The 25,078-nt window shown below is 69.0% G+C and carries 25 protein-coding genes; 4 read left to right on the top strand and 21 right to left on the bottom strand.

All coding sequences use genetic code 11. The annotated features are described in order from the left end of the window. Window positions 1-58 precede the first annotated feature (58 nt). The 3 genes from ACIHIX_RS09535 to ACIHIX_RS09525 all read right to left on the bottom strand — a co-directional run bounded on the left by ACIHIX_RS09535 (window position 59) and on the right by ACIHIX_RS09525 (window position 3,094). A complete protein-coding gene (locus ACIHIX_RS09535) occupies window positions 59-256 on the bottom strand; it encodes a helix-turn-helix domain-containing protein (RefSeq protein ID WP_399952279.1) in 198 nt (65 codons plus the stop codon). Between the two features lie 475 nt (window positions 257-731). Then, a complete protein-coding gene (locus tag ACIHIX_RS09530) occupies window positions 732-2,204 on the bottom strand; it encodes an ATP-binding protein (protein ID WP_399952276.1) in 1,473 nt (490 codons plus the stop codon). Between the two features lie 2 nt (window positions 2,205-2,206). Continuing rightward, a complete protein-coding gene (locus ACIHIX_RS09525) occupies window positions 2,207-3,094 on the bottom strand; it encodes a bifunctional DNA primase/polymerase (RefSeq protein WP_399952274.1) in 888 nt (295 codons plus the stop codon). Window positions 3,095-3,238: 144 nt separating this feature from the next. Here ACIHIX_RS09525 and ACIHIX_RS09520 point away from each other — a divergent pair, with 144 nt between their 5' ends. Next, window positions 3,239-4,267 (top strand): hypothetical protein, encoded by a 1,029-nt coding sequence (locus ACIHIX_RS09520; RefSeq protein WP_399952271.1) that lies wholly within the window; start codon window positions 3,239-3,241, stop codon window positions 4,265-4,267. A gap of 14 nt (window positions 4,268-4,281) precedes the next feature. Here ACIHIX_RS09520 and ACIHIX_RS09515 read toward each other — a convergent pair whose 3' ends face one another. The 10 genes from ACIHIX_RS09515 to ACIHIX_RS09470 all read right to left on the bottom strand — a co-directional run bounded on the left by ACIHIX_RS09515 (window position 4,282) and on the right by ACIHIX_RS09470 (window position 10,668). After that, window positions 4,282-4,749: a hypothetical protein gene (locus tag ACIHIX_RS09515; RefSeq protein ID WP_399952268.1), complete on the bottom strand. Its 468-nt coding sequence runs from the start codon at window positions 4,747-4,749 to the stop codon at window positions 4,282-4,284. Window positions 4,750-4,952: 203 nt separating this feature from the next. Further along, window positions 4,953-7,079: an FtsK/SpoIIIE domain-containing protein gene (locus tag ACIHIX_RS09510; protein ID WP_399952265.1), complete on the bottom strand. Its 2,127-nt coding sequence runs from the start codon at window positions 7,077-7,079 to the stop codon at window positions 4,953-4,955. Window positions 7,080-7,226: 147 nt separating this feature from the next. Beyond that, the gene (locus ACIHIX_RS09505) at window positions 7,227-7,400 is read right to left on the bottom strand and encodes a pRL2-8 (RefSeq protein ID WP_399952262.1); all 174 of its coding nucleotides are present in this window, start codon (window positions 7,398-7,400) and stop codon (window positions 7,227-7,229) included. Continuing rightward, complete coding sequence (locus ACIHIX_RS09500) at window positions 7,388-7,711, bottom strand: hypothetical protein (RefSeq protein ID WP_399952259.1); 324 nt, start codon at window positions 7,709-7,711, stop codon at window positions 7,388-7,390. The genes ACIHIX_RS09505 and ACIHIX_RS09500 overlap by 13 nt, the downstream gene beginning before the upstream one ends. Continuing rightward, on the bottom strand, window positions 7,711-8,097 hold the full coding sequence (locus tag ACIHIX_RS09495; protein WP_399952256.1) for an RRQRL motif-containing zinc-binding protein: 387 nt from the start codon (window positions 8,095-8,097) through the stop codon (window positions 7,711-7,713). The genes ACIHIX_RS09500 and ACIHIX_RS09495 overlap by 1 nt, the downstream gene beginning before the upstream one ends. Continuing rightward, window positions 8,097-9,200 (bottom strand): conjugal transfer protein, encoded by a 1,104-nt coding sequence (locus ACIHIX_RS09490; RefSeq protein ID WP_399952253.1) that lies wholly within the window; start codon window positions 9,198-9,200, stop codon window positions 8,097-8,099. The genes ACIHIX_RS09495 and ACIHIX_RS09490 overlap by 1 nt, the downstream gene beginning before the upstream one ends. Then, window positions 9,197-9,646, bottom strand: coding sequence for a Pycsar system effector family protein (locus ACIHIX_RS09485; RefSeq protein ID WP_399952250.1), 450 nt, complete (start codon window positions 9,644-9,646; stop codon window positions 9,197-9,199). Before ACIHIX_RS09485 ends, ACIHIX_RS09490 begins: the two co-directional genes overlap by 4 nt. Continuing rightward, a complete protein-coding gene (locus ACIHIX_RS09480; RefSeq protein WP_399952247.1) occupies window positions 9,643-9,906 on the bottom strand; it encodes a DUF6284 family protein in 264 nt (87 codons plus the stop codon). The genes ACIHIX_RS09485 and ACIHIX_RS09480 overlap by 4 nt, the downstream gene beginning before the upstream one ends. A gap of 112 nt (window positions 9,907-10,018) precedes the next feature. Continuing rightward, window positions 10,019-10,195: a hypothetical protein gene (locus ACIHIX_RS09475; RefSeq protein ID WP_399952244.1), complete on the bottom strand. Its 177-nt coding sequence runs from the start codon at window positions 10,193-10,195 to the stop codon at window positions 10,019-10,021. 89 nt (window positions 10,196-10,284) lie between these two features. Next, a complete protein-coding gene (locus ACIHIX_RS09470; RefSeq protein WP_399952241.1) occupies window positions 10,285-10,668 on the bottom strand; it encodes an ATPase in 384 nt (127 codons plus the stop codon). 419 nt (window positions 10,669-11,087) lie between these two features. Here ACIHIX_RS09470 and ACIHIX_RS09465 point away from each other — a divergent pair, with 419 nt between their 5' ends. Both ACIHIX_RS09465 and ACIHIX_RS09460 read left to right on the top strand, forming a co-directional pair. After that, window positions 11,088-11,846 carry a GntR family transcriptional regulator gene (locus ACIHIX_RS09465; protein ID WP_399952239.1) on the top strand — a complete coding sequence of 253 codons (759 nt, stop codon included), beginning with the start codon at window positions 11,088-11,090 and terminating at the stop codon, window positions 11,844-11,846. Then, complete coding sequence (locus tag ACIHIX_RS09460) at window positions 11,843-12,520, top strand: AAA family ATPase (RefSeq protein ID WP_399952237.1); 678 nt, start codon at window positions 11,843-11,845, stop codon at window positions 12,518-12,520. The genes ACIHIX_RS09465 and ACIHIX_RS09460 overlap by 4 nt, the downstream gene beginning before the upstream one ends. Window positions 12,521-12,576: 56 nt before the next feature. Here ACIHIX_RS09460 and ACIHIX_RS09455 read toward each other — a convergent pair whose 3' ends face one another. From ACIHIX_RS09455 to ACIHIX_RS09430, 6 genes are all read right to left on the bottom strand, one after another. Then, complete coding sequence (locus ACIHIX_RS09455) at window positions 12,577-13,233, bottom strand: hypothetical protein (RefSeq protein WP_399952234.1); 657 nt, start codon at window positions 13,231-13,233, stop codon at window positions 12,577-12,579. A gap of 501 nt (window positions 13,234-13,734) precedes the next feature. Next, on the bottom strand, window positions 13,735-14,196 hold the full coding sequence (locus tag ACIHIX_RS09450; protein WP_399952232.1) for a hypothetical protein: 462 nt from the start codon (window positions 14,194-14,196) through the stop codon (window positions 13,735-13,737). Continuing rightward, window positions 14,193-14,789, bottom strand: a complete 597-nt coding sequence (locus ACIHIX_RS09445) for a helix-turn-helix domain-containing protein (RefSeq protein ID WP_399952229.1) — start codon at window positions 14,787-14,789, stop codon at window positions 14,193-14,195. Before ACIHIX_RS09445 ends, ACIHIX_RS09450 begins: the two co-directional genes overlap by 4 nt. 1,188 nt (window positions 14,790-15,977) lie before the next feature. Continuing rightward, window positions 15,978-17,636, bottom strand: a complete 1,659-nt coding sequence (locus ACIHIX_RS09440) for a dolichyl-phosphate-mannose--protein mannosyltransferase (protein WP_399953747.1) — start codon at window positions 17,634-17,636, stop codon at window positions 15,978-15,980. Window positions 17,637-17,674: 38 nt separating this feature from the next. Continuing rightward, window positions 17,675-18,040 (bottom strand): hypothetical protein, encoded by a 366-nt coding sequence (locus ACIHIX_RS09435; protein ID WP_399952226.1) that lies wholly within the window; start codon window positions 18,038-18,040, stop codon window positions 17,675-17,677. Between the two features lie 5 nt (window positions 18,041-18,045). Beyond that, complete coding sequence (locus ACIHIX_RS09430; RefSeq protein ID WP_399952223.1) at window positions 18,046-18,597, bottom strand: SigE family RNA polymerase sigma factor; 552 nt, start codon at window positions 18,595-18,597, stop codon at window positions 18,046-18,048. 328 nt (window positions 18,598-18,925) lie between these two features. Here ACIHIX_RS09430 and ACIHIX_RS09425 point away from each other — a divergent pair, with 328 nt between their 5' ends. Continuing rightward, a complete protein-coding gene (locus ACIHIX_RS09425) occupies window positions 18,926-22,240 on the top strand; it encodes a BTAD domain-containing putative transcriptional regulator (protein WP_399952220.1) in 3,315 nt (1,104 codons plus the stop codon). 27 nt (window positions 22,241-22,267) lie between these two features. Here ACIHIX_RS09425 and ACIHIX_RS09420 read toward each other — a convergent pair whose 3' ends face one another. Continuing rightward, window positions 22,268-23,947, bottom strand: a complete 1,680-nt coding sequence (locus tag ACIHIX_RS09420) for a bifunctional 3'-5' exonuclease/DNA polymerase (RefSeq protein ID WP_399952217.1) — start codon at window positions 23,945-23,947, stop codon at window positions 22,268-22,270. Between the two features lie 380 nt (window positions 23,948-24,327). Further along, a complete protein-coding gene (locus ACIHIX_RS09415; RefSeq protein ID WP_399952214.1) occupies window positions 24,328-25,050 on the bottom strand; it encodes a Clp protease N-terminal domain-containing protein in 723 nt (240 codons plus the stop codon). Window positions 25,051-25,078 lie beyond the last annotated feature (28 nt).

Here is a 25,078-nt window from a genome sequence, read left to right as displayed (position 1 = left end):
CTCCATGCGGGAGGCGGCCCCGGACTGGTGGTCCGGGGCCGCCTCGGGTGCGCGTGGGTCAGTTGGGCAGGGGTTCGAGGCTGTTCACGTAGGCCTCAAGGTCGCTGCGGCGGATGCGGCGGGCGCGACCGCGCTTGACGTACTTCAGGGACCCTTCGGCCATCAGCTCGTAGACGGTGGAGCGACCGAAGCGCAGGACCTTTGCGGCCTCGGTGGGGGTGTAGAGCAACTGGTCGGGTGCGAGGGCGGTGGTCATCAGGTGTCTCTCCTCGGAGGCTGCTCGGGGTGCTCTGAGAAGTTCGGGTGATGGCGCGTGCGGCTGCCCGCGTGCGTCCGAGGTGCGGATTTCTGCGTCACCGCGTCACCTGCGTCATTCAGGGCGTCTGACCTGGGGTTTCTTGGTGACGCAGCGGGGGCGGGCTGCGTCATCGGTGACGCAGGCTGTTCGTCATCGGTGACGCAGGTGACGCAGGATGACGCAGCCGAAGGGCTCTGCGTCACCCCTGTCCGCGCAGGTCACATGCCGTTTGCGGGGTGTTGGTGACGCAGGTGACGCAGCGTTCCCCTACTTAGGAAAAAAAGAGGGGGTGTCTGTAGTGGTGCGGTGCGGCTCAGGACGTGAAGAAGGAGCCGCTGCGCGGCACGTCCTACGGGCGGCGCCGCGGCGCCGAACAGCAAGAAGAGCACCCGTCGCGGGGGAGGCGTGCTCTTCTTGCTTGTCGCAGGTGCGGTCAGAACGTCTGCTGTTCGTGCTGGGGCGCGGTGGTGGCGCGGGTCATTTCGAGGTAGCGGCCCTCTTTGGTGCGCCCGGAGTCGATGAGCACCCCGCGGGCGGCAAGGGTGGGCTGGAGTCGCTTGAGGCGGTCGGAGAGGACTTTGCCCGTGGTCGGCCACCCCTTGGGCAGCGCGCGGCAGTCTTCGCCGCTGTAGAGGAGGTTGAGGCAGTGCAGCCACTCGGTGGACGTCCTGCGCTGCGCCTCGCCCGGTTCGATGGTGTCGGCGTGGCGGAGGACGGTCTGTGCAAGGAGGTCGCCTTCGATGACGTCGTCGTTGAGGTCGTCGAGACTGGCCCGGTAGGCGGCGAGCGACCCCCAGCCGGTGGCGCCGTCGAGTTGCGCGCACAGGTGGGCGAAGTCGGCCATGCGCAGGTCGGTGGGTGTGTCCGCGTCCACGGCGCGGACCTTGACCGTGAGGTCCAGGAGCGAGCCGAGGACGACGGGCAGCGCCTGTGCGTACTCCGTCCATAGTTCGGCTTCCGTGCGGCGCACCTTCGGGCGTTCCAGGCGTAGCGGTAGGAGCCGTTCGGCGAGGTCGGGGCGGATGACGCCGACGTCGATTCCGGTCAGGAGCAGGGGGCGGCGGTAGCCGAGGCGGTAGACGTCGCCGTCGGTGAACAGGGCGCGCTTGACGCTCTCGGCCCCGGTCACGATGCAGCACATGGCATCGGAGAGGTCCGGGGTCATGTAGGAGAGGTTGTCCAGCGCGGTCACCCATCCTGCCGCGACCGCCGCGATCAGGTTCTCCTCATCCTTCGGCGCGCGGCGCAGATCCCCCGTCATGCCCTCGATGATGCGGACGAGCATGCGGCCGCCGGTGGACTTGCCGGCGCCCTGGGGACCGGTGAGGAACGGCGCGGGCACGGGCACGGACGGCCCGAGACACCCGATGAGCCAGGCGAGAGCCAGGCACTCGGTCTCTGCCGTGGCGAAGTTGCACAGCCCGAGCAGCAGATCGATTCCCTTGCCGTTCGTGTCCTTGGCGGGCAGCGGCAGTTCCCCCGTGAGCTGGGTGCGCCGCCAGCACACCTCTCGCGGGTCGGGGACCTTGATGTCCCATCCGGTGGGGTGGATACGGACGGACTGTCCGTCGGCGCGGCCCAGGTCCAGCCACGTGGCCCCGTCGAAGCCGGGGGCGACGCGGATGTGCACGGGCTGTACGTCCTCGGACAGCGCGAGTGCTTCGATCAAGTCCAACGCCTCCTTGAGTGCCGTGCCGTTGAAGACGCCGACCCCGTCACGGAAGAGGCCGACCATGAGTTCTTGGCGGTGGCTTCCGGTGGTGCCCTGGGAGCGGATGGGGCGGGCGACGGGGTGGCCGTTCTTCTGTGCGTAGACGGTGCCTTCGGCGGTGCGGAAGTAGCGGAAGTGGGAGTGCGCGTAGTCGGCGATGACCTCGCGAGCGGGGTTCTTGTCGTCGTCGGACATGCTCAGAGTCCCAACCTGGTACGGGCGTTGGTCCACGCGTCGGTGCAGTGCCGGGCCGTTTCGCCCTTGGCCTGCGCGGCGGTGAACAGCCGGGCCACGTGCGTTTCGCTGAGGCAGCCGCAACGGCCATGGGTGGAGAGCACGGCGAGGAACGTGCGGTAGACCGTCGCGTGGATCTCGCTACGGGCTTCCGTGATGCGCTGCTCTGCCATGGCGAGGCCACGGGCGAGGTAGGCGGGAGTACGGTGCGGGCAGGCGCCCCGAATGCCCGGTACGGGCGCTGTGAGGCTCTGTGGCGCCCTGAGAGGCTTCGGTGCCTGCTTTACCACCAGGGAGCGCACAACGTCCGGCAGCGGGGCTGTCGCGCCCTCGCAGGGTGCGACCCAACGGGCGTATTGCATAAGGGACTTGACGTCCACGCCGGGCCGGACCGCATTCGAGGATGGCATGGTCCCCAGGTAGAACCAGTGCTCACCGCGCGTCGTCGGAACGGTCCGTGTGTCGGGCAGGGTGGCGCGGGCCCACGCGATGGCGTCCGTGGTGTCGAGGTCGACGATGGTGAGGCCGGCGCCGCCGGGGTGATAGGCAACTGCCGCCGCTTCCCGCCATGCTCGCGCCCACGCCGGGGAGTTGAGGACGTGGGGGTCGGTGGTGGCTGCGGCCCATCCGTGGCACGGGGCCGGGCAGGCGCAACGGCCGGGGGTCCGCATGTTGGGCCGGCCGCCGCACGCGTTGCGGGCGCAGGTGGGGCAGTTCCCGAACGGCAGTTTCCCCGCCCGTAGAGGGAGCACGGGCAGACCGCCGGCCGCGAGCTGGAGCGCCGTGCCCAGGTGATCGGCGGGCTGTAAGGGCCGGTTGCCCTCTCGCCGGATGTCGGTGGCTTGGGTCATGCTGGGAGACCTCCAACAGGTCTGTAGAGGGACGGTTGGACAAGGGCGGCCCCGGTTCTTGGCGGAATGAGGGGGCCGCCCGCTTGCTGCCGGCGCGAAAAATGCCGCGGCAGGTTGTCAGTGGGGGCGGTTAGGGTCGCGCCCATGACGACGACCGTTGATCTTGTGCCGGGTTTGGTGACGACGCGCGATGCCATCGCGGCTGCCTATGGCTGCGGCACGTTTCAGGGCATCGAGCCGGCCGATGCCGCGGGCAAGGTGTTCGTGTACTCCGACCCGTCCGCGGGCGAGGAGTACGGCTACACCTTCGATGGCCGGGCCGAAGACGATGAGTTCGGCCCGCTGTACCTGTACACGGGTGCCGGCGCGAACGGCGACCAGAAGCCGTCAGGGCGCAACAAGTCGTTGCTGAGCCATGTGAAGCAGCAGCGCGAACTGCATCTGTTCGTCGCCCACGGCAAGGCAAAGGACAGCGGGGCGAAGCTTCAGCGCTACATCGGTCAGATGGTGGTGGACCCCATCAAGCCGTACGAGGTGCGTCGCGGGCCCGGTAAAGACAAGGTGATGCGCAACGTGCTGGTCTTCCGGCTGCGGCCGGCGGAGGGAACGACGCCGGCGTGGACCGAGGCAGACAAGCTGCCGGCCGCCACGGAAACGGCCGTTGAGGTCATCGACCCCATGGCGGCGGTATCGGCGCCGGCGGTACTGCCTAAGCAGAGCGGCGCGAAGGCGAAGAAGACCGAGCAGCACGCCACCGCGGAGACGGTCGCGAACATCCCCGCCGGGCAGCGCAAGGTGCTGCGTCGCGAAGGCGAGTTGGTGAAGGCGTTCGCGGCGCATCTGGCCGCGGCCGGCCATGAGACGCACAGCTATCAGATCACGATCGCGGGCGAGGCAGGGGCTTTGACGCCCGACCTGTACGACGCGACCGATCACGTGCTGTACGAGGCAAAGGGGCAGACGACGCGCGCCAATGTCCGCATGGCGATCGGGCAGTTGGCCGACTACCGCCGGCACATCCCGGGGCGTAAGGACTTGTTGCGGGTCGCTGTCCTGCTGCCGAGTGAGCCCACTGCGGATGTGAAGGATCTTCTCGGTGAGGAGTATGTGGAGTTGGTCTATCAGACCGAAGAGGGCTTCGCAGGCTGGCCCCTCGCCTACGCCCAGCCCTAGCCGGCGATGCAGCGTCAGCCGTAGAACCTGTTCCGCTTGATCACTGCCTTGCGGATGTTGACGGTCGTTCCCCCGCCGTGGCTACGCGTGCCGAGCACCTGCACGGCGATCCATCCGCCGAAGATCACGGCGGCCAGGGTGATGAGCTGAGTGATCAGCGCCGTAAGGGCGGTGATGAACGTGGTGAGGAGCAGCAGCCCGCCACACACGGCGAGGAAGCCGACGCCTCCGAGGGCGACGTTGACGGCCGCGCGGGAGACGGGCGGTTTGGCGGCGATCGGTTCGGGCTGCATGTGGGTCATGGCGTAGCCGGTGACGACGCGGCCGTCGGGCAGGACGACGCTCGCCACGCTGGGGACGTGGCCGGGCTGCACCTGCACCATCGGGGTCGCCTGTTGGACGACGACGGGCTGAATCGGGGTCGGCTGATGGACTTCCACGGCCCGTTCAGCGGCCGTGTGGCGGGCAGGTTCGGGGTACATGCGGAATCCCTTCCGAACACGGGTCGGGGAGGCGAAGGCACCCCCTTCGGGGTGCCCTGTGGAGGGGGTCTCAGGGGTCTGGCCTGCGCGCCTCCCCGCCTCCCCGAAACGATGTTTTCGCTGATCAATGCGGGGGATGCGGTCCGGGGAGGCGGTTGGGGAGTTCTCCCCGCCTCCCCGGCACGGGAGGGTGCGCCTCCCCGCTACTCGGAGGCGGAAGCGGAACCGTCGGAGTCGCGGTGGGCGAGGGCGCGCAGGACGTGATCGCGGTGGACGACCATGCGGCCGTGGGACTTCTTCGGCTCCTCGCCCTCGGCTTCCAGCACGCGCTTGAGGTCGCCGTTCGTCCAGGTGCCGTAGGCGTCCTCGTTCAGCGTCGCGAGCCGCTTGAGGACGTCGGCCGTGAACAGCCGGGGCGCCTCGCCGATGGCGGCGGCGATGTCGGCGAGCGGGTCACGCTCCTCGCCCCGCTCGATCAGGGTGAGGGTGGCGATGCCGCTGCGCAGCGCCCTGGCGCGGGCGGCCACCGCTTCGGCGTCGTCGTCGCCGATGAAGTGCGTGCGCACCGTGATGGACGACTGGCCTTTGGGCATGGCGATGCCGTCGGAGGCGACGACCAGCGTTCCCTTGTCCAGACCCTGCCTGAGCAGGTGCGGGGCGGCTCCGTCGTCGACGGCCTTATCTCCGAGCGCCATGCGGGACTGTGATTCGGTGCCGACCACGAGGGAGGCCCGGGTGTGTGCGCCTTCGCGGACCAGCTTGGGCAGGTTCTGGTCGGTGGGGTCCTGGGTGCCCTGCCACAGCAGCACGTCGACCGCGCGGCCCTGGTTGTGGAGCTTGCGGGCGGCCATGAAGTACCGGGAGGTGGACGACGAACCGCCGTAGGGGCGCTTGTCCTCGTCCTTGACCGGGCACATGAACGCCACCTGCGCTTCGTCCACGATGACGATCAGCGGCGGGAAGACCGCGTTCGGGTCGGTGCGGCGCACCTCCATACGGCGGTTCATCTCGTCCACGGCCGCTTCCGCCATCTCGGTCACCTGGATGACGTGGTCGTCGGTCGGGCCCTGGATCAGGACCTCGGCGATGCCGTCGAACATCTTCCAGTCGCCGATGCCCTTCAGATCCCCCAGCCAGAACTGCACCGACCGGTCCAGGGCCAGCCACAGCGCCAGGGAGCGCAGCGAGGCGGTCTTGCCCTGATTGGAACGGCCGGTGATCAGCAGGTGCCGCTGAAACACACTCAGCTCTGCCGCATCGCCGCGCAGATCCTGGCCCCACGGGGCCTTGCCTGTCTTGTAGTTGGCGGTCATCGTCTCGTCCGTGACCAGCGGGGACGGGCCGATCGGCTCGTCCAGTGCGCCGGAGTCCGCGATCCACAGCCGGACCGTGCGGGCCGCCTCGGGAATCGTGATGAACACCTCGTGCTCGTGCCGGGTGAGGTTCTCCGCGAGCTTGCGGCGGCGGGCCTGGACCTCGTTCGTCGACACCCCGGACGGCAGGGTGACGTCGACCTCGACACCGCACCCGGCGATCGTGATCGGCCCCAGCATGGACGCGCCGACGTCCCCCATCTCCTTGATGGCGTTGCGCAGCGCCGGGATGCCCAGATCCCGCAGGGCCTTGACGACGATGGACGGGGTGATCGGCTCGCCCTCGCCGGAGCGGACGTTGGCGGGCAGCGCCCACTGGGGTGCGGCTTGCTGATGCCGGCCGACCGCCCACATGCCCAGCAGAGCGAACAGCGGGCCCAGCACAGTGGCGTACGGCCAGACCACCTGAACGATGTGGATCAGCGCGCCGATGAACTCGATGGTCGCCTTCAACGGCGTGATGACATCGCCGACTTCCTTCGTGTTCAGGGCCATCACGACCCCGAGAGCGACCAGGACACCGATGCCCATCCCGGTGCCCATGGCAACGCCCCTGGCCACCTGCTCGGGCGAGTGCAGGAGGTCCATGCGGCGGCGGTGGCGTGACTCGCGGAAGCGCTGGAGACGCTCCTCCCACTCCTCCGCGACCTCCAAGTTGCCCTGCGCTTCGGCGGCGCGGAGCATGCGCTCATAGCGTGCCCCGGTCCGTCCGTCCCACGTGCGACGGGCCATGATCCGGCCCCCGTTGAGGGTGTAGAGACTGTGCCGGGCCATCGCGCGGGCGGCGGTCGTGGTGCGCTCGTCGGTGGCGATGCGCCGTATGGCGCGACCCGAGCGCACCCACAACGGCACGAGCGGTGCCGGGGCGGGGTCGGGGACCACGGTCAACGTGGTCACGGTGGCCGTGTCGGCGGGCGGGTCGGTGTCCTTGTGCAGGTTGATGACGTTCTCGGTCATGCTGGGAGTGCTCCTGACTGCCCTCACGGGGCGGGAGTTGAGAGAAAGAGCCGGGGCGGTCGGGACCGTGGCAGGGACGGCCGCCCCGACGCTCAAAGCAGGAACGTGCAGGTCACACAACGTGCAAGGGGTGCGCGGCGGGGGTGCTCACCGCCAAATGGACTGCTTCTTGGGGACGCGGTTCGGGCAGCCGTTGTGCATGTGATCCACGCACGCCGGGCAGTCCTGGCGGGGCTTGAGCTTGCGGTGGATGCTCTTGTCGTAGGCGTGCTGCCAGCACTGCGGGCACTCACCCGGCGGGGTGGGCTTCACCAGAGCCACCCCCCGGCGGACTTCTTCGCGGCCTTGGCCTGAGCAGCTTCGTTGACGATGCGCTGCCGCTCGGTCTGCAACGCGGTCATCTCAGCGGTCAGCCGGGTCAGCACCGACTGCTTCAGCGCCTCCAACCGGCGTTCCGCGCGGTCGGTGCTCTTTCCCCGCACCACGCGGTAGGAACCGCGCGTGAGCGCGCCCATGATCTGGCGGCGCTCCGAGGCGGTCAGCGGCCACCATTGCTCGTTGTGGACCGCTTCGATCTTGTCCTGCGTCTTCTGGATTTCCTTGTCCAGGCGGCGGGTGTTGGGGTTGCCCATTACGCGCTCCTAGCAGTGGTGGACGGGTAGGCGCACAGCACGCAGCAGCCGAGGGAGGTCGGCAGGCAGTAGCTGTAGGTGACCCGGCAGATGGGGCAGGTGCGGCGGGCCAGCATCGCCAGGGCGAGGGCGCCCCACTTGCGCGGGGTCATCGGCCGCACGGGCTTGGCGAGGTCGACGCGGTATAGGTAGGCCACTCGCGGCGTTCCGGCCCGCCGGCGGAGGCGCATGACCTGCGCCTGCACCGGCTGACCACCCGGACGCAGGCCCATGGCCCGTAACTGCCGCAGGGTGGCCAGTCCGTCCGGGGCGAGCGTCCACGGGTAGGTGGGTATGCCGTGCAGGGCGCCGGTTGGGTCGAAGCACTTGCCGTACACGCCGGACATCACGGGGCCGCGACAGTCTTGGCGGCGCGTTCGGCGAGCAGGGCGTCACGGAGCTTGCGGGCGTTGGCCGGAGAGGTGTGGATCGTCCGGCGGATGCCCTCGGCGGTCACCTTCGCGTCCGGCCAACCGGCCGTCGCGGTGCGTGCCTCATCGAGCAACTCCGCGTAGGTGCGCTTGGGTCGGGGGGATCGAGCAGCGTCGGGAACGCGTCCGGTCACGCCGCGCGGCGGAGTCGATGCCGCCGCGACCGAACGCGGCGCCGGGGCGGCGGTCGCGGCGATCGAGGGCATCGGCTTGAGCGGGAGGATCGACTTGCCCAGGTCGACCGCGACCGGATCGGGCACGCTCAACCGGGACAGAGTGACGACCGGGGGCGGGGTCGATTCCCCCAGGTCAGCCATAGACCGTTTCCTGATGGTCTCGGTAGATTCATCCGCATTCGCGTTCTGGGGGAGCGCGGGGGCGGTGGGGGTGCCGAACATGGCGGCGAGGGCGGCATCGGCGCCCTCGGTGACCCGATCGCGCTGCACGTCGAGCAGCCTCGATCCGAGCGCGGTGTCACCGACCCCGATCCTGCGGGCCAGGCGCCAGGACTTGCGCTCCGACCACTTCCTGACCCAATCGGTCGGGTGCTGGGCGGCGCGGGCGCGGTGGTAGGCGAGCGCCTGTACGAGGTCGGCGGTGTGCCGCTCGTGCTCCGTGTCGCGGCCATCGGTGTGCACCACGATCCGCCGGGCGAGGAACGCCATGCCCTCGGCCGAGACGGACATGCCCAGCGGGGTCAGGGCGTAGATGACGGTGCGGGCCGGGTCGGGTGCGGCCATGGCCCCCATCACGGACGCTGCGGCCGGCAGGGCCCACAGTCCGAGGCGGACGATGCGCGGGGAGGACTGGCCCAGCATCGTCAGACCGAGCAGGACCAGGGCGAGCACCGCGGTGGCGCCCTCGCCCGCTCCGAGCGCGCCCAGGGCGGTGCCGGTGCCGTAGGCGTGCCCGATGTTGCTGTACGTGCCAATCCCGCCGACCACACCAGTGGCGAGCATCGGCACGAACGCGGCCGTCAGCACCCCGATCTGAACCTTCGTCAACTCAGTCCGGCTCATGAGGCACCCCCGACTGTCAGCAGGAGGGCGAGGACGAGGAGGGCCCCGCCAGTCAGGGTGAGGTCGACCGCGCGACGCAGGCACGTGAACTTGGCGACCGCGAGCCGGGACAGTCCGGCGACGTCGGCGGCGAGATCACCGCCGGTGACGTTCTGGGTGATCTCCTCGGCGGTGAGGGTGGCCCACAACGGGAAGCCATGCCGCCCTCGCAGGTTCGGGCGTACCGACCGCAGCAGCAGGCCGGCCGCCGCGACCAGCAGCGCCATCCCCGCGCCGCCCACCACGCAGGCGGGCACGTTCAGCGGCAGGTCGCGGGCGATGGTCCAGGCGCCGGCGAGGACCGCGCCGACGAACGCCAGCAACAGCGCGGTCTTGTTGTCGGTGCGGGCGATTTCCGCCTTCACCTCGGCGTGCGCGGCGGTCAGCTTCGGGTCGGTGCTGCTCATGCCGCACCCCCAGTCGCGCCGGAAACGCGGTTGGCGAGCACCAGCCGCTCGGCGAGCACGCGCCGGCGGGCGCGGCGGATACGCCGGGCGTCGACCTCGGTCGGCGTGCGGTCAAGGGTGATGATCTGCGCGTCGATCAGGTCGACGTCCGCCAGGATCAGCGGCATCTCCCGTTCAATCGCGTCCAGCTCCGCGTCCGTCGGCTCCATGAAGTCGGCGAACGCGGTAACAGCGTCCTGAACAGTCACGATGGTGCTCATGGGTCGTGGTCTCCCTAGCAGGTGGAAACGGCCCGAACAGCGCCCCCGGAGTAGCCGCTCCGGGGGCGCGCGCCGTTTGAAAGGAGTTGAGGCCGCGCCGTGGGCGCGGGGGTCAGCGGCTGAAGGTCTGGTGGATGCCGCCGTGGTTGTCGCCCTCGACGATCACGGCGGCGCCCTCGAAGACGACCGTGCGCGTCTCGGTGCCCGTGCTGGTCTCGCGGGTGGTCGTGACGACCGTGGCCTGCACGTTCTTCGCGTCGCTGGTGGTGTTCTTGGTGTGCTTGCTCATGGACGATCGCTCCCTGAGAAGGTGGACGGGCCGGCCGCTCTGGCCGACTCCCCTCACCGCCGGTGCTGGTCCGGCGGATCGGGCAGTCGTCAGTGCTGGACGACGTCCTTGTCCATGTCGCGGTGGCAGATCTCGACGCCGTATCCGGCGGCGCTCAGCCGCTCCGCCAGAGCGCGAGCGAAGGTCGGGGCGCGGTGGCGTCCGCCGGCGCAGCCATCGGCGACGGTCACGGTCCCGGCGCTGGGGCCGGAGGCGAACGCGGCGACCGCCGTTACGGTGGCGTCCACAAGGTCCGTGATGCCGGGGGTGTTCAGTACAGCGGTGCGGACCGGCTCATCGTCGGCGGTCATGTAGCGGAGCTCCGGTGAGACGTGCGGGTCACGGAAGTGGTGGCGCAGGTCGATGGTCAGGTGCGCGGCTGGCGGCGCACCGTGCAGGTAGCCGAACGACACGATCTCAACAGCAGTAGCCATGAGGACTCCTCAGAGGCAGTGATGGGGGTGTTCCGGCTCCCCTCAACCCCGCTCGTACGAGACGAGCGGGGGAGGCAACCGGCCGCAGCACTTGGCTGCGGCGGTCAAGGCAGTGCAGGTCTCCTTTGGGGCCCGCGCCCGTATCAGGTAGCGCGGTGTGACCCCGTTGTAGGCGTATGGAGACGTGACCTTTCGGTCACTAAGCCCTCCCGAATGACAAGGGTCGGGTGCGCCCTCGGCCCGCTCTGTCCCGGGCCCCTTGGCCTCAATGCGCCCTGAACTAGGGCGCATTGAGGTCCAGCACCCCCCGTTCAGTCGGACTGTCCGGCGGGCACATCCCTAAGGTTCCCTAGGGTTCCCTGTGGTGTCAAGCGGTAAGGTAGGGAACCTCAGGGAAGTGACGACAGGGAGCAGGCGAAATGGCAGGCCAGGCGGACAACCGGGCGCCGTACGCAAAGATTGCCGCCCACTACACAGAGCTGATTACGTCTGGCCAACTAGAGCCAGGAACGCTCTTGCCTAGCATCAAGAACCTTGCTGAAGAGTGGAAAGTGAGCACCGCAACAGCCGAAAAAGCCCTGCGCAAGCTGCGCAATGAGGGGCTGGTGCGCGGCATCCACGGGATCGGGACAGAGGTTCTCGATCAGCCTGCTCCGATGTCCTCGGGTTCCCAGCGTCAGGACCGTGGACGCCGTACCGGGTCTAGCTGGGGAGCGGGCGAAAGATCAGACTCCCACCAGGCTGCCGTGGTGCCGGCGCCCGCTGACGTAGCCCAAGCGTTGGACCTCCAGCCGGGCTCCGACGTGATTCGCCGGAGCCGTGTTTACCGAGACAGGCACGGCATCGTGGCCCACAGCACTTCGTGGATTCCTGCCCGATACGGGAAGCTGATCCCCCAACTGGCGGAGAGCGAGCGGCTGACAGGGGGAACATCGCTCCAGCTCATCGCGCTAGCGACCGGCCACCCGATCAGTCACCGCGTCGACACCGCATCCGCGCGCCTGCTCACCCCTGAGTACACACGGCTCCTAGAACTTGACCCGGAGAACCCACCGGCCGAACCGGTGGTCGTGATGACGGCGAAGTTCGTCGACAGCGAGGGGAACGTTGTGGAATTCGGCGTGGACCTCGGAGGGCCCGGCCGCACATGGCGCACGGAATCGGAGGTGTCGGCATGACGGTGGTAGACGACACGCTCGCGAGCGTGCTCGAAAACCGCCTAGGGTCACTCCTCGCGGCCCGTAGGGCTGGCACAATCACGCCCGAAGCCGAAGCGGAGATGGCAGCTATCTCCATGACAATGACGAGACCGATGTCGCCGCGCCCACCGTTCTGCGTTCTGATGGCCGGACTGCCTGGCTCCGGCAAGACCACACTTTCCCGCGCGCTGATCGCTCGCGGGTTCGTACGACTGTGCCCGGACGAAGAGATGTACCGCCGCCATGGCGTGTATGGGGTGGACTTTCCCCGTGGCATCTTCCCCACCCTTGAGCGACCGGTGCTTGAGGACATAGCTGTTGAGCTCAGCGATGAGCTCAAGGCGGGACACGACGTGGTCGTTGACCACGGCTTTTGGACACCCGAGGATCGGGCCCACTGGCGAGCCGTCGCCACCGACGCCGGCGCCACCCCGGTGCTCGTTTATCTCGCGGCCAGCCACGAGGAGCTTTGGGAGAGGGTCAGTAAGCGCAACGAGTTCCACGCGAACGACCCCAACTCGATCTATTTCTCAGAGAGCGATCTTCAGCGATACCGCGCCCGGTTCTTTCCCCCTCAGGCAGACGAACCACACGTTTCATACAGTGGCGACCCTGAGGCCGTGATCGCGGCCCTACGGGACTTCCGCCCCTGAGGCCAAGCTGCTGGCTTGGGGCAGAGCAAGGTGGGCCACGCCCAGAATCCATGCGCTTATAGGATCAACCCCACAGCTGTGAGGACTTTCGAGTCTAGCGCAATTGCATATTCAAATCCGCCGGCCATGGAAGCATTGGCTAGGTCCCGAGTCCGCACACCGGGCCCTCGAACGTGGAAGCCATTCGGATCGACGAACACGCGAACATCTCGATATTGCATATCGAGTCGACTTACGGTTATCTGGGAGGGGGGTTGAAACGTAACCTGAAACTGGAACTCTCTGGGAGAGTTTCTGAGTGTGAGTGTTTTTCCGACGAATTCAATATCCCACGAGTCAACCGCGTAGATCAGCTCATTTTCATCGATTACTAGAGTCGAATTTCCCTGCTGGTCCTGTATCTGGCAACTGACCAGTAGCTCACCGTCTCGAAAATCAAAGGTGAAGATCTCGAGGTTGTTGATGATGAAAGGAACCAGTCGAGCCGAGGTTGAATGAAACCAATTCCCGCCGATGTTTACTTCGCATCGGTTGCCGGAGAAGTGTAGGCCGTATGGCTCTGAGATTCCATTTTTCCTATTGATCGGGTTCTGATTCGCCTCTATGACGGTGGTCTTTGGGAGCAGGCCCTTAGTCTTTTCTGCGTGATGCCTGTCACAGAGAAGGGTGAGCTCGTCAAGGTCGTGAGATTTTGTTTGAGCGTACTCGTACATATGCTCATACTCGTAAAGAGGTAGCCCGCATATGACACACCCGAACCCGCACCGCTGTCGAACCTGGCGTTTAATGTCGGATGGAATAGCTTTGCGATTCTGTGCCATGGACCCTCCAAGCGATCCGGAATCGTCGAATTTAAAAGCGTAGTGGAATTTTCGGCCGCAAGTACTCTGCCGACGCGGGCGCCACGCCAATACTCGTCTAGGTGGCACCACAGCTAGCGATAGGAGAAGGTCAGCAAGGGTAACGCGTTCCACGCGTCTACTCTCGGAGAGCGACCTTCAGTGGTACCGCGACCGGGTTTTCCACCAAAGGCAGACGAACCGTACCTCTTTGTACGAGGGTGATCTTGCGACACTAATTGTGGCTCTGGTCGCTCCTTAAGTATGATCAAAGGCAGTACCCCACCCCCATCTGAACTGTGAGTTCAAATGCCCCACGTCAATTTCGGGGCAGCACGGGGGCGGGGTTTTCGGGTGGCGAGTCAATTGCGCCACTTATGTGCTGGCAGGTCCGGTTGCCACTATCGAAAAGCCTTGGGCGTTGTTTGGCTGCTTCAGAAGGCCTAGTGTGAAATTCACCAAACCGATCCGGCTTGCCAGGTCATGGATGTGCTGCCGGAGGTATGGGTAGGCGGTCATTACCGCCACGTTGGCACCAAATGCCTCGTACACTGGCTCGCCGGCTTCGTCACCCTCGAAGGTGAAGCTGGTGAGCAATACGACCGAGAGTTCAGCCACGAGTTCATTAGACGCCTCAAACGCCTGACAGGTCAGGGTGAAACGGTAGTCGACAGCGCCAGGCCTGAACGAGAAAGCCGTGCCCAAAGAGACCGCAGCTCGTTCCGGTGCGGCCCCAGAATGCCTGACGGCATGACATTCTTGAGCTACTATTCCACGCAGGTCGACGCGAGCTACGAAATCACTGAGCCGCGCAAAATCACCTTGCCGATCGGTCACGAAGTGGCCTCACTTCGGATCGGGTGAAATTCTTGGGCCGGTGAAATGCTGGGCAGCGCTACTTCCGCCGCGTAGCCTTGGAAGTCATAGAGGGCTTCGCCCGGATGTTCGGGGTCCATACGCATCTCCACCATTAGCGACGTCAGGTGATGCGAAATAAAGTGCATTTGAACGGGTTCGGTCGCCACGTGGAAAAAGGCGTGACCAGCAGCGTATTCCTCGCTAGTGGCCTCGCTGACGGGATCTCCTGATTTAATCTCGATCCAGTCCTGCTCAAATGCGGGAACCATTTCCCGCCCCTCCAGGACGGCCTTACGAGGCTCTCCGGCCCCGACCACCCGAATGTCAAGCTCGTAACCCATGGCATTCAGATAATGAGCCAGTGTATTAACTCGAAGATTTCCGTCGCCACGAAAAACCTGGCTAACCGCAGACTTCCTGACGCGGAGGCGATCGGCAAGTTGAGATTGAGTTAGCCCGCTAGCCTCCAGCGCACGGTGAAGGATACGTAGCACTTCCCTCCGCAACCTTGCGGCGGCCAACAGTTGGGCACCGTCTTCACTGCCAGCAAATCGATCGTAGAGAGACTTCATGATTTCGTGTCCTCCTCTCGCACCCAAAAAGCTCTGAGGATTTCCCCCCTAGGGGTCCGCAACGTTCCTTTAAAGAATCCGTGAGTAAGGCGCACCGCGTTCGCCGCACTCCCAGGAACGTTGAAGAAGGGGAGTCGAACATCCCCGGGCTTCAATTCCCGAATCCCATCTTCGAGATCATTGATTTCCCTCGGGAAAGTTAGTTGCCGGTGTGCAAAATCCTCTATCACTATCAAAATTTCTGCCAGACGTCGACGGTCCTTCTTATTTCTCGATGCCTCCAGCTTTCGGAGGAACTCATCGCATGGGTAACTGCCATCTGTCGTTCGGGCAGCTTCCACCATGTGTCGACGACCTTGCTCGTAATAGATCCGCCTACAGTCCGGGCACTCCTGACGATTCAGTTCAGTTATGACTGTACCCCCCACCCCAAGGGCCAACAAGACGGACGAGTGATCGTTACCTAACTACAGCCCGTTGGCCTAGGCTGATCAAAGTTAGGCGTACGTCACTCTCAGTCATTCCATACCCTCTCGCTAGTGCAGTCACACGAGACGGCTAGGCGGCTACCGTAGCCGCCAGCGCAGGCCGGGCAAGGGCAATGCGAGAACGTAACCCCTTGGGGGTGAACTCAAGGGATGAACCAGAACTTCCCCATCCCTTACGTGGCCAGATGGTCAAGTTCTCATCCCTGTGCCCTCGTACTAAGTCCGACTGTGTGTCACCGAATGCGTGTTTGCTTCTTGGGGCTGCTCGGAGCCGTCTGCGGGCCGTCCGGCAGTCGTCAACGTCGACAGGCGACGACAGGTGCCGGCCAGTACGGCCCTGCTCAGAGGCGGTGCGCCGGAGCTCGCCACAGGTCGCGCTCCCCGAAAAGTAAGTTGGGTGGATTCGCTGGTCTCCCACTGGGCAGGGGCTTCGGGTGCAACTGTGTGAGGCGCGGTCTCAGTTGCGGTCTCGATTGCCGGCTGTTCCGGAGGTGTCCGTGCACGTCCATCGAGGTTTGGCGGCTCTCGTGACCAGGTGCGAAGCCAGTTCCGCAGACACTCACAGACGCCCCCGGACCAAGATCGGACAACTCGTAATGCGTAGGTCTCGGGTTCGAATCCCGAAGGCGGCTCCATCGAAGCCCAGCTCAGATCGACTCTGAGCTGGGCTTTTTTTGGGTCTCTCGCCTGGTCGGTCGGATCAGATCCACGTGTCCAGCCACATCCGCGCATGCCAGTCCGCGTACGGGATCGTCTGGCCGGTGTAGATCGGGAAGAAGTAGATGAAGTTCCAGGCGATGAGGAGGACGAGGACGCCCGCGGTGATCGCGCCTCGGGTGCGGCGGCTCTCTGTGGCGCCCGGGGGGCCGAGGAGGGCGGCCAGCGTCATCGTCACGGCCAGGCAGAGGTAGGGGACCAGGACCACCGCGTAGAAGGCGAAGATCGTGCGGTCCTGGTAGAGGAACCAGGGGAGGTATCCGGCGGCCACCGCGCAGAGGATCGCGCCGGCCCGCCAGTCGCGGCGCAGGGCCCAGCGGTAGAGCAGGTAGAGGAGCGCGGCGCAGGCCGTCCACCACAGGAGTGGGGTGCCCAGGGCGAGGATCGCCTGGGAGCAGTCGGTCGTCGTGTGGCAGCCGTTGGTGCCGGGTTTCGGGGACTCGTAGTGGAAGAGGACCGGGCGGCCCAGGACCAGCCAACTCCAGGGATTCGACTCGTACTTGTGGAAGGACTCCAGGCCCACGTTGAACTGGTAGACGCCGTACTCGTAGTGCCACAGGCTGCGCAGCGGGGCCGGGATCCAGGACCAGGTGCCGCCGCGGCCGTCCGCCCAGTGCCGGTCGTAGCCGTCGGAGGAGCGGAACCAGCCGGTCCAGGTGGCCAGATAGGTCAGGGCGGCGACCGGGATCAGGGAGAGCAGCGACCAGCCGAGGTCCTTGCGCAGGACGGCCCGGTAGGGGTGGTGGGCCCCGGCCGTTCGACGGGCGGCCACGTCCCAGAGCAGGGTCAGGGCGACGAAGAAGGCCAGGAAGTACAGGCCGTTCCACTTGGCCGAGGACGCCAGGCCCAGGCAGACGCCCGCCGCCAGGCGCCAGGGGCGCGGTCCGGTGCCCGCGCGGGCGGCGGTGGGGGCGTGGGGGCGGGTGCGGCCGTCCGGCTCGGGAGGCGGCAGGGCCGCGGCGAGCCGGGCCCGTGCCCGGTCCCGGTCGATCAGCAGACAGCCGAACGCCGCCAGCGCGAAGAACATGACGACCAGGTCGAGCAGCGCGGTGCGGCTCATCACGTAGTGCAGGCCGTCCACGGCCATCAGCGCGCCGGCCAGACAGCCCAGGGCCGTCGAACGGAACAGACGGCGGCCTATGCGGCACAGCATCAGTACCGACAGCGTGCCGAGCACCGCCGTCATGAAGCGCCAGCCGAACGGGTCGAGGCCGAACAGCCACTCGCCGAGGGCGATCACCCACTTGCCCGCGGGCGGATGCGCGACGAACACCCCCGGGTCGGAGAGCGGGATCACCTGCGGGTCGGCCAGCACCTGCGGGTCGGCGATCTTGCGGTCCGGCCAGGTGCCCTCGTACCCGAGGCGCAGCAGCGACCAGGCGTCCTTGGCGTAGTACGTCTCGTCGAAGACCAGCGTGTGCGGGCTGCCCAGGCGCCAGAAACGCAGCACTCCGGCCAGGGCCGCCACCAGCAGCGGGCCGGCCCAGCCCGACCAGCGGGTGAGGGGCCGGGGGAAGGGGGCGACCAGACGGTCGCGCAGGGACGGCACGCGCGGGCGGGGGAGATGGCCGAAGCGGCGCAGGCGCTGTTCCCAAGCCGTTGACCGTGGGTGGCCCGGCCGCGGCGCCGACTGTGCCGCCACGGGTGCCGCCACGCTTGCTGACGTCGTGGTCTCGTCGATCACGTGGTGGGCTTCGCGGTCGTGACGAGGCCGTACGGCAGCGGCTCGCCCTCGGTGGTGGAGGCGGGGAGAGCCGTCGCCGTCGCCGGTGCCGGAAGCAGCGGGGCGGAGGTGGCGGGGCGCGGCCGGGGGGTGGTGGGGCTGTCCTGGGCGAAGGAGTTCGGCAGGGTCATCAGTACGGCGCCGAGTGCGGCGATCGTCAGCGCCGAACCGGTGGCCATCCAGGCCCGCCGGACCCGCTGCCGGGCGCGGACACCGGCGTACAGGCGACGACGGTGCCGTTCCCCGTACGGCGACCCGCCTCGGCCGTACGGCGACCCGCCTCGGCCGTGGTCACAGCCGAGGTCGTAGCTGTCACGCAGCATGCGCGCTAGCTCCTGCTCGAAGTGGTCCATGGCTCCTTCTCCACCCGTCCTTCGCCCGTCTCCGTCATCAGCCGCCGCAACCGTCCGACTCCCCGTGCCGTGAGCGAGCGTGCGGTGCCCACCGGGCAGCCCAGCACCTCCGCCACCTGCCCCTCGGGCAGGTCCTGGTAGTAGCGCAGCACCACCGCGGCCCGCTGGCGGGCCGGAAGCTGCGCCAACAGGGCCTCCAGCCGGGTCCGTTCGTCCACGGCGGCGGCCTCGTCCGCCGCTTCCGGCGGCTCGGGCAGCCGGTCGAGCCGGTCCATGGGCTGCTCGCCCCACCAGCGGCGCCGGGCCGAGCGGGCCGCGGCGCGGACCAGGATCTTGCGGACGTACGCCTCCGGCGCCTGGTCGGCCACCCTCGGCCACGCGAACCACAGCTTGACCAGCGCCTCCTGCAACAGATCCTCGGCCCGGTGCCGGTCCCCGGCGGTGAGCAGCCGGGCCAGGTGCAGCAGCGTCGGCCACCGGTCCGCCACGAACCGGTCGAACGCGTCGGACCGCGCCTGCCTCGTCAACGTCGCCCCTCCCTCACACCCTTTAACAAGGACGTCGGCCCGGCCCCGCTATGCACCCACGGGGTGTGGTGTGGGTCACATCGGAGGGGTCGGGTGGCCCGGCCGGGTGGGGGCAGAGGCCCCGGAAAACGGACGAGGACCCCGGTCGTTCACCTCCGACGACCGGGGTCCTGTCACATCCCCGGATCCGGCCGCGACGGCGACACTCCCCCGAGTAACGCGTGCGACGCGCGCACCCTCGGGCCAGATCCGATGAAGTGATCACATCAGGCGTCACCAACGGATCGCTAACATGTGGCCAACGGCGCGATTTCGCCAGGTACAGCGCATGGGAAGGCAGTGGGTCGGTGTGAAGCGGTGCGAGTTGCGCTTCGGACTCCTGGGTCCGCCGGTCCTGTACGCCGCCGACGGGGCCGACAGCCCCGTCGCCCACGTGGTGAGCAGCCCCAAAGTGCGCGTCCTGCTCGCCGCCCTGCTGCTGGAAGCCGGCCGTACCGTCTCCGTCGACGCGCTCAAGGACGCCCTGTGGGGCGGGGCGCCGCCCGCATCCGCACATGCCTCGCTGCACAACCACGTCACCCGGCTGCGCCGGCTGCTCGACGACCCCGACCGGCTGCGCGCCGTGCCCCCCGGCTATCTCCTGCGCGTCGAGCAGGGCGAACTGGACGTCCATGTCTTCGAGTCCCTGACCGTCGAGGCCCGGGCCGCTCACGCGGGCCGGGACTGGGAGCGCACGGCACGCGCCTGCACCGCGGCCCTCGCCCTGTGGCGCGGCACCCCGCTCGACGGGTTGCCCACCGAACTCGGTGGCTACGCCTTCGTGCAACGGCTGGGGGAGGCCCGGCTGCTGCTCCAGGAGTGGCGGTACGACGCCGAGCTCGCCGTCGGCGGGGCCCGACGGGAGGCCGTCGTACCGGAGTTGACCGCCCTCGCCGCCGAACATCCGCTGCGCGAGACCTTCCACCGCCAGCTGATGCTGGCCCTGCACCGCACCGGCCGCCAGGCCGAGGCCCTCGCCGTCCACCGCGACCTGCGCGTCCGCCTCATCGAGGAACTCGGCGTGGAGCCGGGTGCGGGGGTGCGGGAGGCGCACGCCGAGGTGCTTCGGGGGGCGCCGGGGGGTCCGGGGCCGTCGGCGGTCGTGGGCGCGGGCGCGGAGGCGGGCTCAGGCTCGGGGGCGTCGAGGGCGGCTGGTGCTGGTGCTGGTGCTGGTTCCGGTGCAGGTGCAGGTGCAGGTGCCGCGGGGGCACATGGAAGCGCTGCTGCGGGGGCGCGTGCGGATGCCGGGGGCCCGGCGAGCGGGACCGGCGCCCCGTCGGCCGTACCCACCGACCCGTCGGCCGTACCCACCGACCCGTCCGCCGAAGCCGTAGGCACGCCGCCGGACGAGGCGGGCCTCGCTCCGGCTCGCGCCCCGGCGATCCCCGCCGAGCCCACCCCCGCTCCCGCGCCGCCCCCCGCCCCACCACCCCGTCCCGCCCAACTCCCGCCACCCCCACCCCACTTCACCGGCCGCGACGCCCCCCTCCGCGACCTGCGCCACACCCTCTCCACCGCCTCCGCCGGCCGCCCCACCCCCGTCGCGGTCATCAGCGGTATGGCCGGTGTCGGCAAGAGTGCGCTCGCCCTCTATCTGGCGCACGACCTGCGGGACCGTTTCCCGGACGGGCAGTTGTACGTCAACCTGCACGGCGCGACCCCCGGCATGACCCCCCTCACCTCGGCCCAGGCCCTCACCGCGCTGCTCCGTGACCTCGGTGCTGACCCCCGGTCCATCCCCGAACACCCGGACGCGGCAGCCGCGTTGCTGCGCTCGATGCTCGCGCCGACCCGCACGCTGATGGTGCTGGACGACGCCGAGAGCGCCGCGCAGATACGGCAGTTGCTGCCGGCCGGCCCCGGTTGCGCGGTGATCGTCACCAGCCGCTCCCCGCTGGCCGCCCTCGACGGCGCCCGCCGCCTCCCGCTCGAACCGCTCTCGGCGGAGGAGAGCGCGGCCCTGCTGCGGGCCGCCTCGGGCCGCGCCCCCGACCCTCATGACGGGGACGACGGCGACCGCATCGACGCCACCCACCCCCTCGTCGAACTCACCGGCCGCCTCCCGCTCGCCCTGCGGATCGTCGCCGCCCGGCTGGCCGCCCGACGCGCCCTCACCCCGGACGTGCTCGCCGACCAACTGGCCGCCACGGAAAGCAGGTTGCAGCGGCTGGAGTACGACGACCTGTCGGTACGCCGTTCGCTGGCCGTCGCCCACGACGCGCTCGCCGCCTCGGGCCGCCGTTCCGACCGCGACGCCGCCCTCGCGCTGCGCCGCCTGGGCGCGCTGCATCTGCCCACCTACGGCGCCCCGCTCATCGCCCGGCTCCTCGGCACCGACACGGACCGCGCGGAGGAGGCGCTCGACCGGCTCGTCGACGTGGCCCTGCTGGAGGAGACGGCGTACGGCCGCTACGCCCCGCACGACCTGGTCCGCGACTTCGCCCGGGAACTCGCCGAGAGCGGCCGGGCCGTGGACGTCGCCCGCACCGGCGTGCGCTGGTACACGGCCGTCGCCGAACGCGTCCTCACCGCGACCGTCGTACCCGGCTTCGACCAGGGGGACCGCCGCCGCCCGACCCCGACGCAGCCGCCCGAGCACACCGCGCACGTGTCGTCCGTACCGCCCTTCGCCTCGGCCGAGGAGGCGTTCGCGTGGAGCACCGCGGAACTGGACAACATCGTCGCGCTCGCCGAGCGGTACGCCGACGCCTCCGACCAGCGCACCGCCGCCCATGTCTCCGCCCTGCTACGGCTGCTCTTCCCCTGCCTCCAACGCGGCGGTCGCGTCGCCGAGATGGAGGTGCTGGGGCAGGTGGCGCTCCAGCTGGCCCGGCGTCTGGGCGACGAGGTCGCCGAGGCGTACGCGCTGAGCGACCTGGCCGGCATGCACTTCCTGGCCGGCCGGCACGGCGACTCCCTCGACACCAACGACCAGGCCCTCAGGCTCTGGCAGCGGCTCGGCGTGGTCTCCCGGGTGCGGCGCTGCCTCGGCAACAAGGGCCTGCTGCTGGAGAGCCTCGGCCGCTACGCCGAGTCCGAGCAGGCGCTCCTCGCCTGCCTGGAGCTCTCGCCCCAGCTGGACGACCCCTGGGGCGACGCGGTGGCGTACGGCCATCTCGGCAACCTGTACGAGCACACCGACCCCCGGGCCGCCATCGAGCACCACCGGCGCTCCCTCGCGATCGCGAGCGACATCGGCAATGTCATCGTGGCCCACTCCGCGCACTGCAACATCGGCTACGCCTACCTCACCCTGGGCGAACCGGAGGCGGCCGTACCGCACTTCGAGGAGAGCCTCGGCATGCTCGGCGGTCACAGCGACTGGCACGGGGAGTCCCAGTCCCGGCTCGGGCTGCTGCGCGCCCTGCGGATGCTGGGCCGCGGTGGGCGCGCCGAGAGCGAGTGCGCCGAGCTGCTGCGTCGCGCGGACGCCCGGGCCGACGGTTACACGGGCGGGCTGGCCCGGCACCAGTACGGACTGCTGCTGCGGGAGCTGGGGCGGACCGAGGAGGCGCGCGAGCAGTGGCGCGTCGCGCTGGCCGCGCTGGACGGCACCGACAAGAAGGAAGTCCTGGCCGAGCTCAGGGAACTGCTCGCCGGCTGACCGCACCGGTCGGTCGGGACGGTCGGGCTACTTGGCGTCCGCGTAGCACTCCACCACCGACGTCGTGAACGGGAACCGCACCGGCGTCTGACCGAACGTCAGCCGGGCGGCCAGTGCCGCCGCGTCCCGGATGGCGGCGACGATCTGCTCGGCCTCCTCCTCCGGGCAGTGCACGATCACCTCGTCGTGCTGGAAGAAGACCAGCTCGGCCGCCAGGTCCGCGCAGGTCCGCCGCAGTGCCGCGAGCAGCAGCAGGGTCCAGTCGGCCGCGCTGCCCTGGACGACGAAGTTACGGGCGAACCGGCCGCGGGCTCGGGCGGTGCCGGACGCGTGGCCCACCCCCCAGCCCTGGTCCGCGAGTCCGTCCTGCGGGATGCCGGCCTCCTCGGCGGCGTCGTCGCCCGAGCCGGCCACGGGTGGGCAGGTGCGGCCGAGGTGGGTCCGTACGAGCCGCCCCTCCTCGCCCGCGCGGGCCGCCTCGTCGACGTACGCCACCGCCTTGGGGAAGCGGCGTCTGAGCGCGGCGAGGTTCTTGAGGCCGTCCCCGGAGGTCTGGCCGTAGACCGCGCCCAGCACGGCGAGTTTCGCCTGGTCGCGGTCGCCGGAGAAGGCACGGTCGGAGACGGACTGGTAGAGGTCGGTCTCGCGGCCCGCCACCTCCATCAGCCCGGGGTCGCGCGAGATGGCGGCCAGGACGCGCGGTTCCATCTGGTCGGCGTCGGCGACGACCAGCCGCCAGCCGGGGTCGGCGACGACGGCACGGCGTATCACCTTGGGGATCTGCAGGGCGCCGCCGCCGTTGGTGACCCAGCGGCCGGTGACGGTCCCGTGGCACAGGAACTCCGGCCGGAACCGCCCTTCGCGCACCCAGTCCTGGAGCCAGGACCAGCCGTGGGCGACCCAGATCCGGTACAGCTTCTTGTACTCGATCAAGGGCTTCACGGCCGGATGATCGACGGTCTCCAGCTCCCAGCGACGGGTCGAGGCGACCTTGATCCCGGCCTGCGCGAAGGCCTTGACCACATCGGCGGGCAGATCGGGCCGGACCCGGCGCCCGAAGGCGGCGGACACCTCGTCGGCCAGCTCGGCGAGCCGCCGCGGCTCACCGCCGCCCGCGTATCGCTCACCGAGCAGTTCGTGCAGCACCGCCCGGTGCACGTCGGCGCTCCACGGCAGCCCTGCGCGGTTCATCTCGGCGGCCACCAGCATTCCGGCCGACTCGGCGGTGATCAGCAGCCGCATCCGGTCCGGGTGCGCGGTGGCGTCCTGGCGGCGCAGCTGGTCGGCGTAGACCTCCAGGAGGTCGGTCAGGGGGAGGTGGACGGCCTGGGGCTCGAAGAGGGAGGACTGGGAGCCGGGTTCGGCCGAGCGCAGCGGGGGGTCGGGCGGTACGGGCCCGCCGCGCAGGCGGGCGAGCGCGGCGGCGGCCGATCGGGGTTCGCCGTATCTCCCGGCGTGGCCGAGGAGCAGCGTCTCCGCGTCCTCGATGTCGTAGCACCGCTCCACGCGCACCCCCGCGGCGAGCAGCCGCGGATACACCTCGGCGGTGGACCGCCACACCCACCGCGTGACCTCCGGCCGCCCGCGTACGGCCGCCGCGAGATCCGCCTCCCGCACCACCGGGCCGATGGGCAGCCCGTCCCCACCGAGGGCGGCGAGCTCCACGCCACCGCCCTCGGCCGGAGCGAGCGCCCAGCGATCGGTCATGCCGGCGAGTCTCGCAGGCGGGTCTGACAACGGCCCTGGCCGCGGCCCACGCGCGCGTGGCCGCCGTGTCGCCCCCACACCGTCGCCGGGCGGGCCTCGCGCGTCGTCGGGCCTCCGCCCGGCGGCGAGTCCGGCCGCCCCACGAGGCCGGCGGTCGCGAGCCCCGGCGACCGTCGGCCTGGGCTCGCGGCGGGAAGGTGGTCAAGGAGGTCCCGCCGATGACCTTCGGCGGGATGTGGCCACCGACTCCCCGCCAACGGCCCTGGGCAGACACTCCAAGGGCGACCCGGCAGCGGAGCCCCGGGTTCAGTCCCGGCCGCGCCACCCCGCCGCAAGCCTCCGGCCTCAGCCCTCAGCCCTCAGGCGTCCGGCGTCCGGCGTCAGCCCTCTCCCGTCAGCTGCGACAGCGCCGCCGCGATGTTCGCCTCCGTCGCCTGCTTGGTGATGCCGAGGGCGGACAGGAGGCCCTGGCCGTTCTCGAACTCCAGGAGGGCCAGCAGCATGTGCTCGGTGCCGACGTAGTTGTGGCCCAGGCGCAGGGCCTCGCGGAAGGTGAGTTCGAGGACCTTCTTGGCGTCGGAGCCGTAGGGCACCAGCTCCGGGGCGTCCTCGACGGCCGGCGGGAGCGCGGCGGTCGCGGCCTGGCGGACGGTGTCGAGCAGGACGTCCTGTGCGACGATCGCCTTCGCGGCCAGCCCCTCCGGTTCCGCCAGCAGGCCGAGGACCAGGTGTTCCGGCCGGCCCTCGGCGTTGCGGGCGGCGACGGCCTCGTTGTGGGAGGCCATCACCACGTTGCGGGCCCGTGGTGTGTAGCGGCTGAAGTCCTGGCTCCCTCCGAGGTCCCCGCCCTCCTTCGGCACGAACCGCTTCTGCGCCGCCTGCCGGGTCACCCCCATGCTCTTGCCGATGTCCGTCCAGGAGGCCCCCGAGCGGCGGGCCTGGTCCACGAAGTGGCCGATCAGATGGTCGGCCACGTCACCGAGGTGATCGGCGGCGATCACCGCGTCCTCAAGCTGTTCGAGGGGCTCCGCGTGGACCTTCTTGATGGCCGCGATGAGGTCGTCGAGGCGTACGGATGACGTGATGTTGGGGTTCGTCGTCATGTGTCAACCTTAGGTTGACAGCCCAAAG

The organism is Streptomyces sp. NPDC051913 (genome assembly GCF_044593635.1).
Classification (GTDB): Bacteria; Actinomycetota; Actinomycetes; order Streptomycetales; family Streptomycetaceae; genus Streptomyces.
This window is presented reverse-complemented; position numbering and strand designations above follow the sequence as displayed.

Bases quoted from the DNA above. Each gene is read 5' to 3' on its own strand.
- ACIHIX_RS09535 (WP_399952279.1), bottom strand. From the start codon at position 256: ATGACCACCGCCCTCGCACCCGACCAGTTGCTCTACACCCCCACCGAG.
- ACIHIX_RS09530 (WP_399952276.1), bottom strand. From the start codon at position 2,204: ATGTCCGACGACGACAAGAACCCCGCTCGCGAGGTCATCGCCGACTAC.
- ACIHIX_RS09525 (WP_399952274.1), bottom strand. From the start codon at position 3,094: ATGACCCAAGCCACCGACATCCGGCGAGAGGGCAACCGGCCCTTACAG.
- ACIHIX_RS09520 (WP_399952271.1), top strand. From the start codon at position 3,239: ATGACGACGACCGTTGATCTTGTGCCGGGTTTGGTGACGACGCGCGAT.
- ACIHIX_RS09515 (WP_399952268.1), bottom strand. From the start codon at position 4,749: ATGTACCCCGAACCTGCCCGCCACACGGCCGCTGAACGGGCCGTGGAA.
- ACIHIX_RS09510 (WP_399952265.1), bottom strand. From the start codon at position 7,079: ATGACCGAGAACGTCATCAACCTGCACAAGGACACCGACCCGCCCGCC.
- ACIHIX_RS09500 (WP_399952259.1), bottom strand. From the start codon at position 7,711: ATGGGCAACCCCAACACCCGCCGCCTGGACAAGGAAATCCAGAAGACG.
- ACIHIX_RS09495 (WP_399952256.1), bottom strand. From the start codon at position 8,097: ATGTCCGGCGTGTACGGCAAGTGCTTCGACCCAACCGGCGCCCTGCAC.
- ACIHIX_RS09490 (WP_399952253.1), bottom strand. From the start codon at position 9,200: ATGAGCCGGACTGAGTTGACGAAGGTTCAGATCGGGGTGCTGACGGCC.
- ACIHIX_RS09485 (WP_399952250.1), bottom strand. From the start codon at position 9,646: ATGAGCAGCACCGACCCGAAGCTGACCGCCGCGCACGCCGAGGTGAAG.
- ACIHIX_RS09480 (WP_399952247.1), bottom strand. From the start codon at position 9,906: ATGAGCACCATCGTGACTGTTCAGGACGCTGTTACCGCGTTCGCCGAC.
- ACIHIX_RS09475 (WP_399952244.1), bottom strand. From the start codon at position 10,195: ATGAGCAAGCACACCAAGAACACCACCAGCGACGCGAAGAACGTGCAG.
- ACIHIX_RS09470 (WP_399952241.1), bottom strand. From the start codon at position 10,668: ATGGCTACTGCTGTTGAGATCGTGTCGTTCGGCTACCTGCACGGTGCG.
- ACIHIX_RS09465 (WP_399952239.1), top strand. From the start codon at position 11,088: ATGGCAGGCCAGGCGGACAACCGGGCGCCGTACGCAAAGATTGCCGCC.
- ACIHIX_RS09460 (WP_399952237.1), top strand. From the start codon at position 11,843: ATGACGGTGGTAGACGACACGCTCGCGAGCGTGCTCGAAAACCGCCTA.
- ACIHIX_RS09455 (WP_399952234.1), bottom strand. From the start codon at position 13,233: ATGTACGAGTACGCTCAAACAAAATCTCACGACCTTGACGAGCTCACC.
- ACIHIX_RS09445 (WP_399952229.1), bottom strand. From the start codon at position 14,789: ATGAAGTCTCTCTACGATCGATTTGCTGGCAGTGAAGACGGTGCCCAA.
- ACIHIX_RS09435 (WP_399952226.1), bottom strand. From the start codon at position 18,040: ATGCTGCGTGACAGCTACGACCTCGGCTGTGACCACGGCCGAGGCGGG.
- ACIHIX_RS09425 (WP_399952220.1), top strand. From the start codon at position 18,926: ATGGGAAGGCAGTGGGTCGGTGTGAAGCGGTGCGAGTTGCGCTTCGGA.
- ACIHIX_RS09420 (WP_399952217.1), bottom strand. From the start codon at position 23,947: ATGACCGATCGCTGGGCGCTCGCTCCGGCCGAGGGCGGTGGCGTGGAG.
- ACIHIX_RS09415 (WP_399952214.1), bottom strand. From the start codon at position 25,050: ATGACGACGAACCCCAACATCACGTCATCCGTACGCCTCGACGACCTC.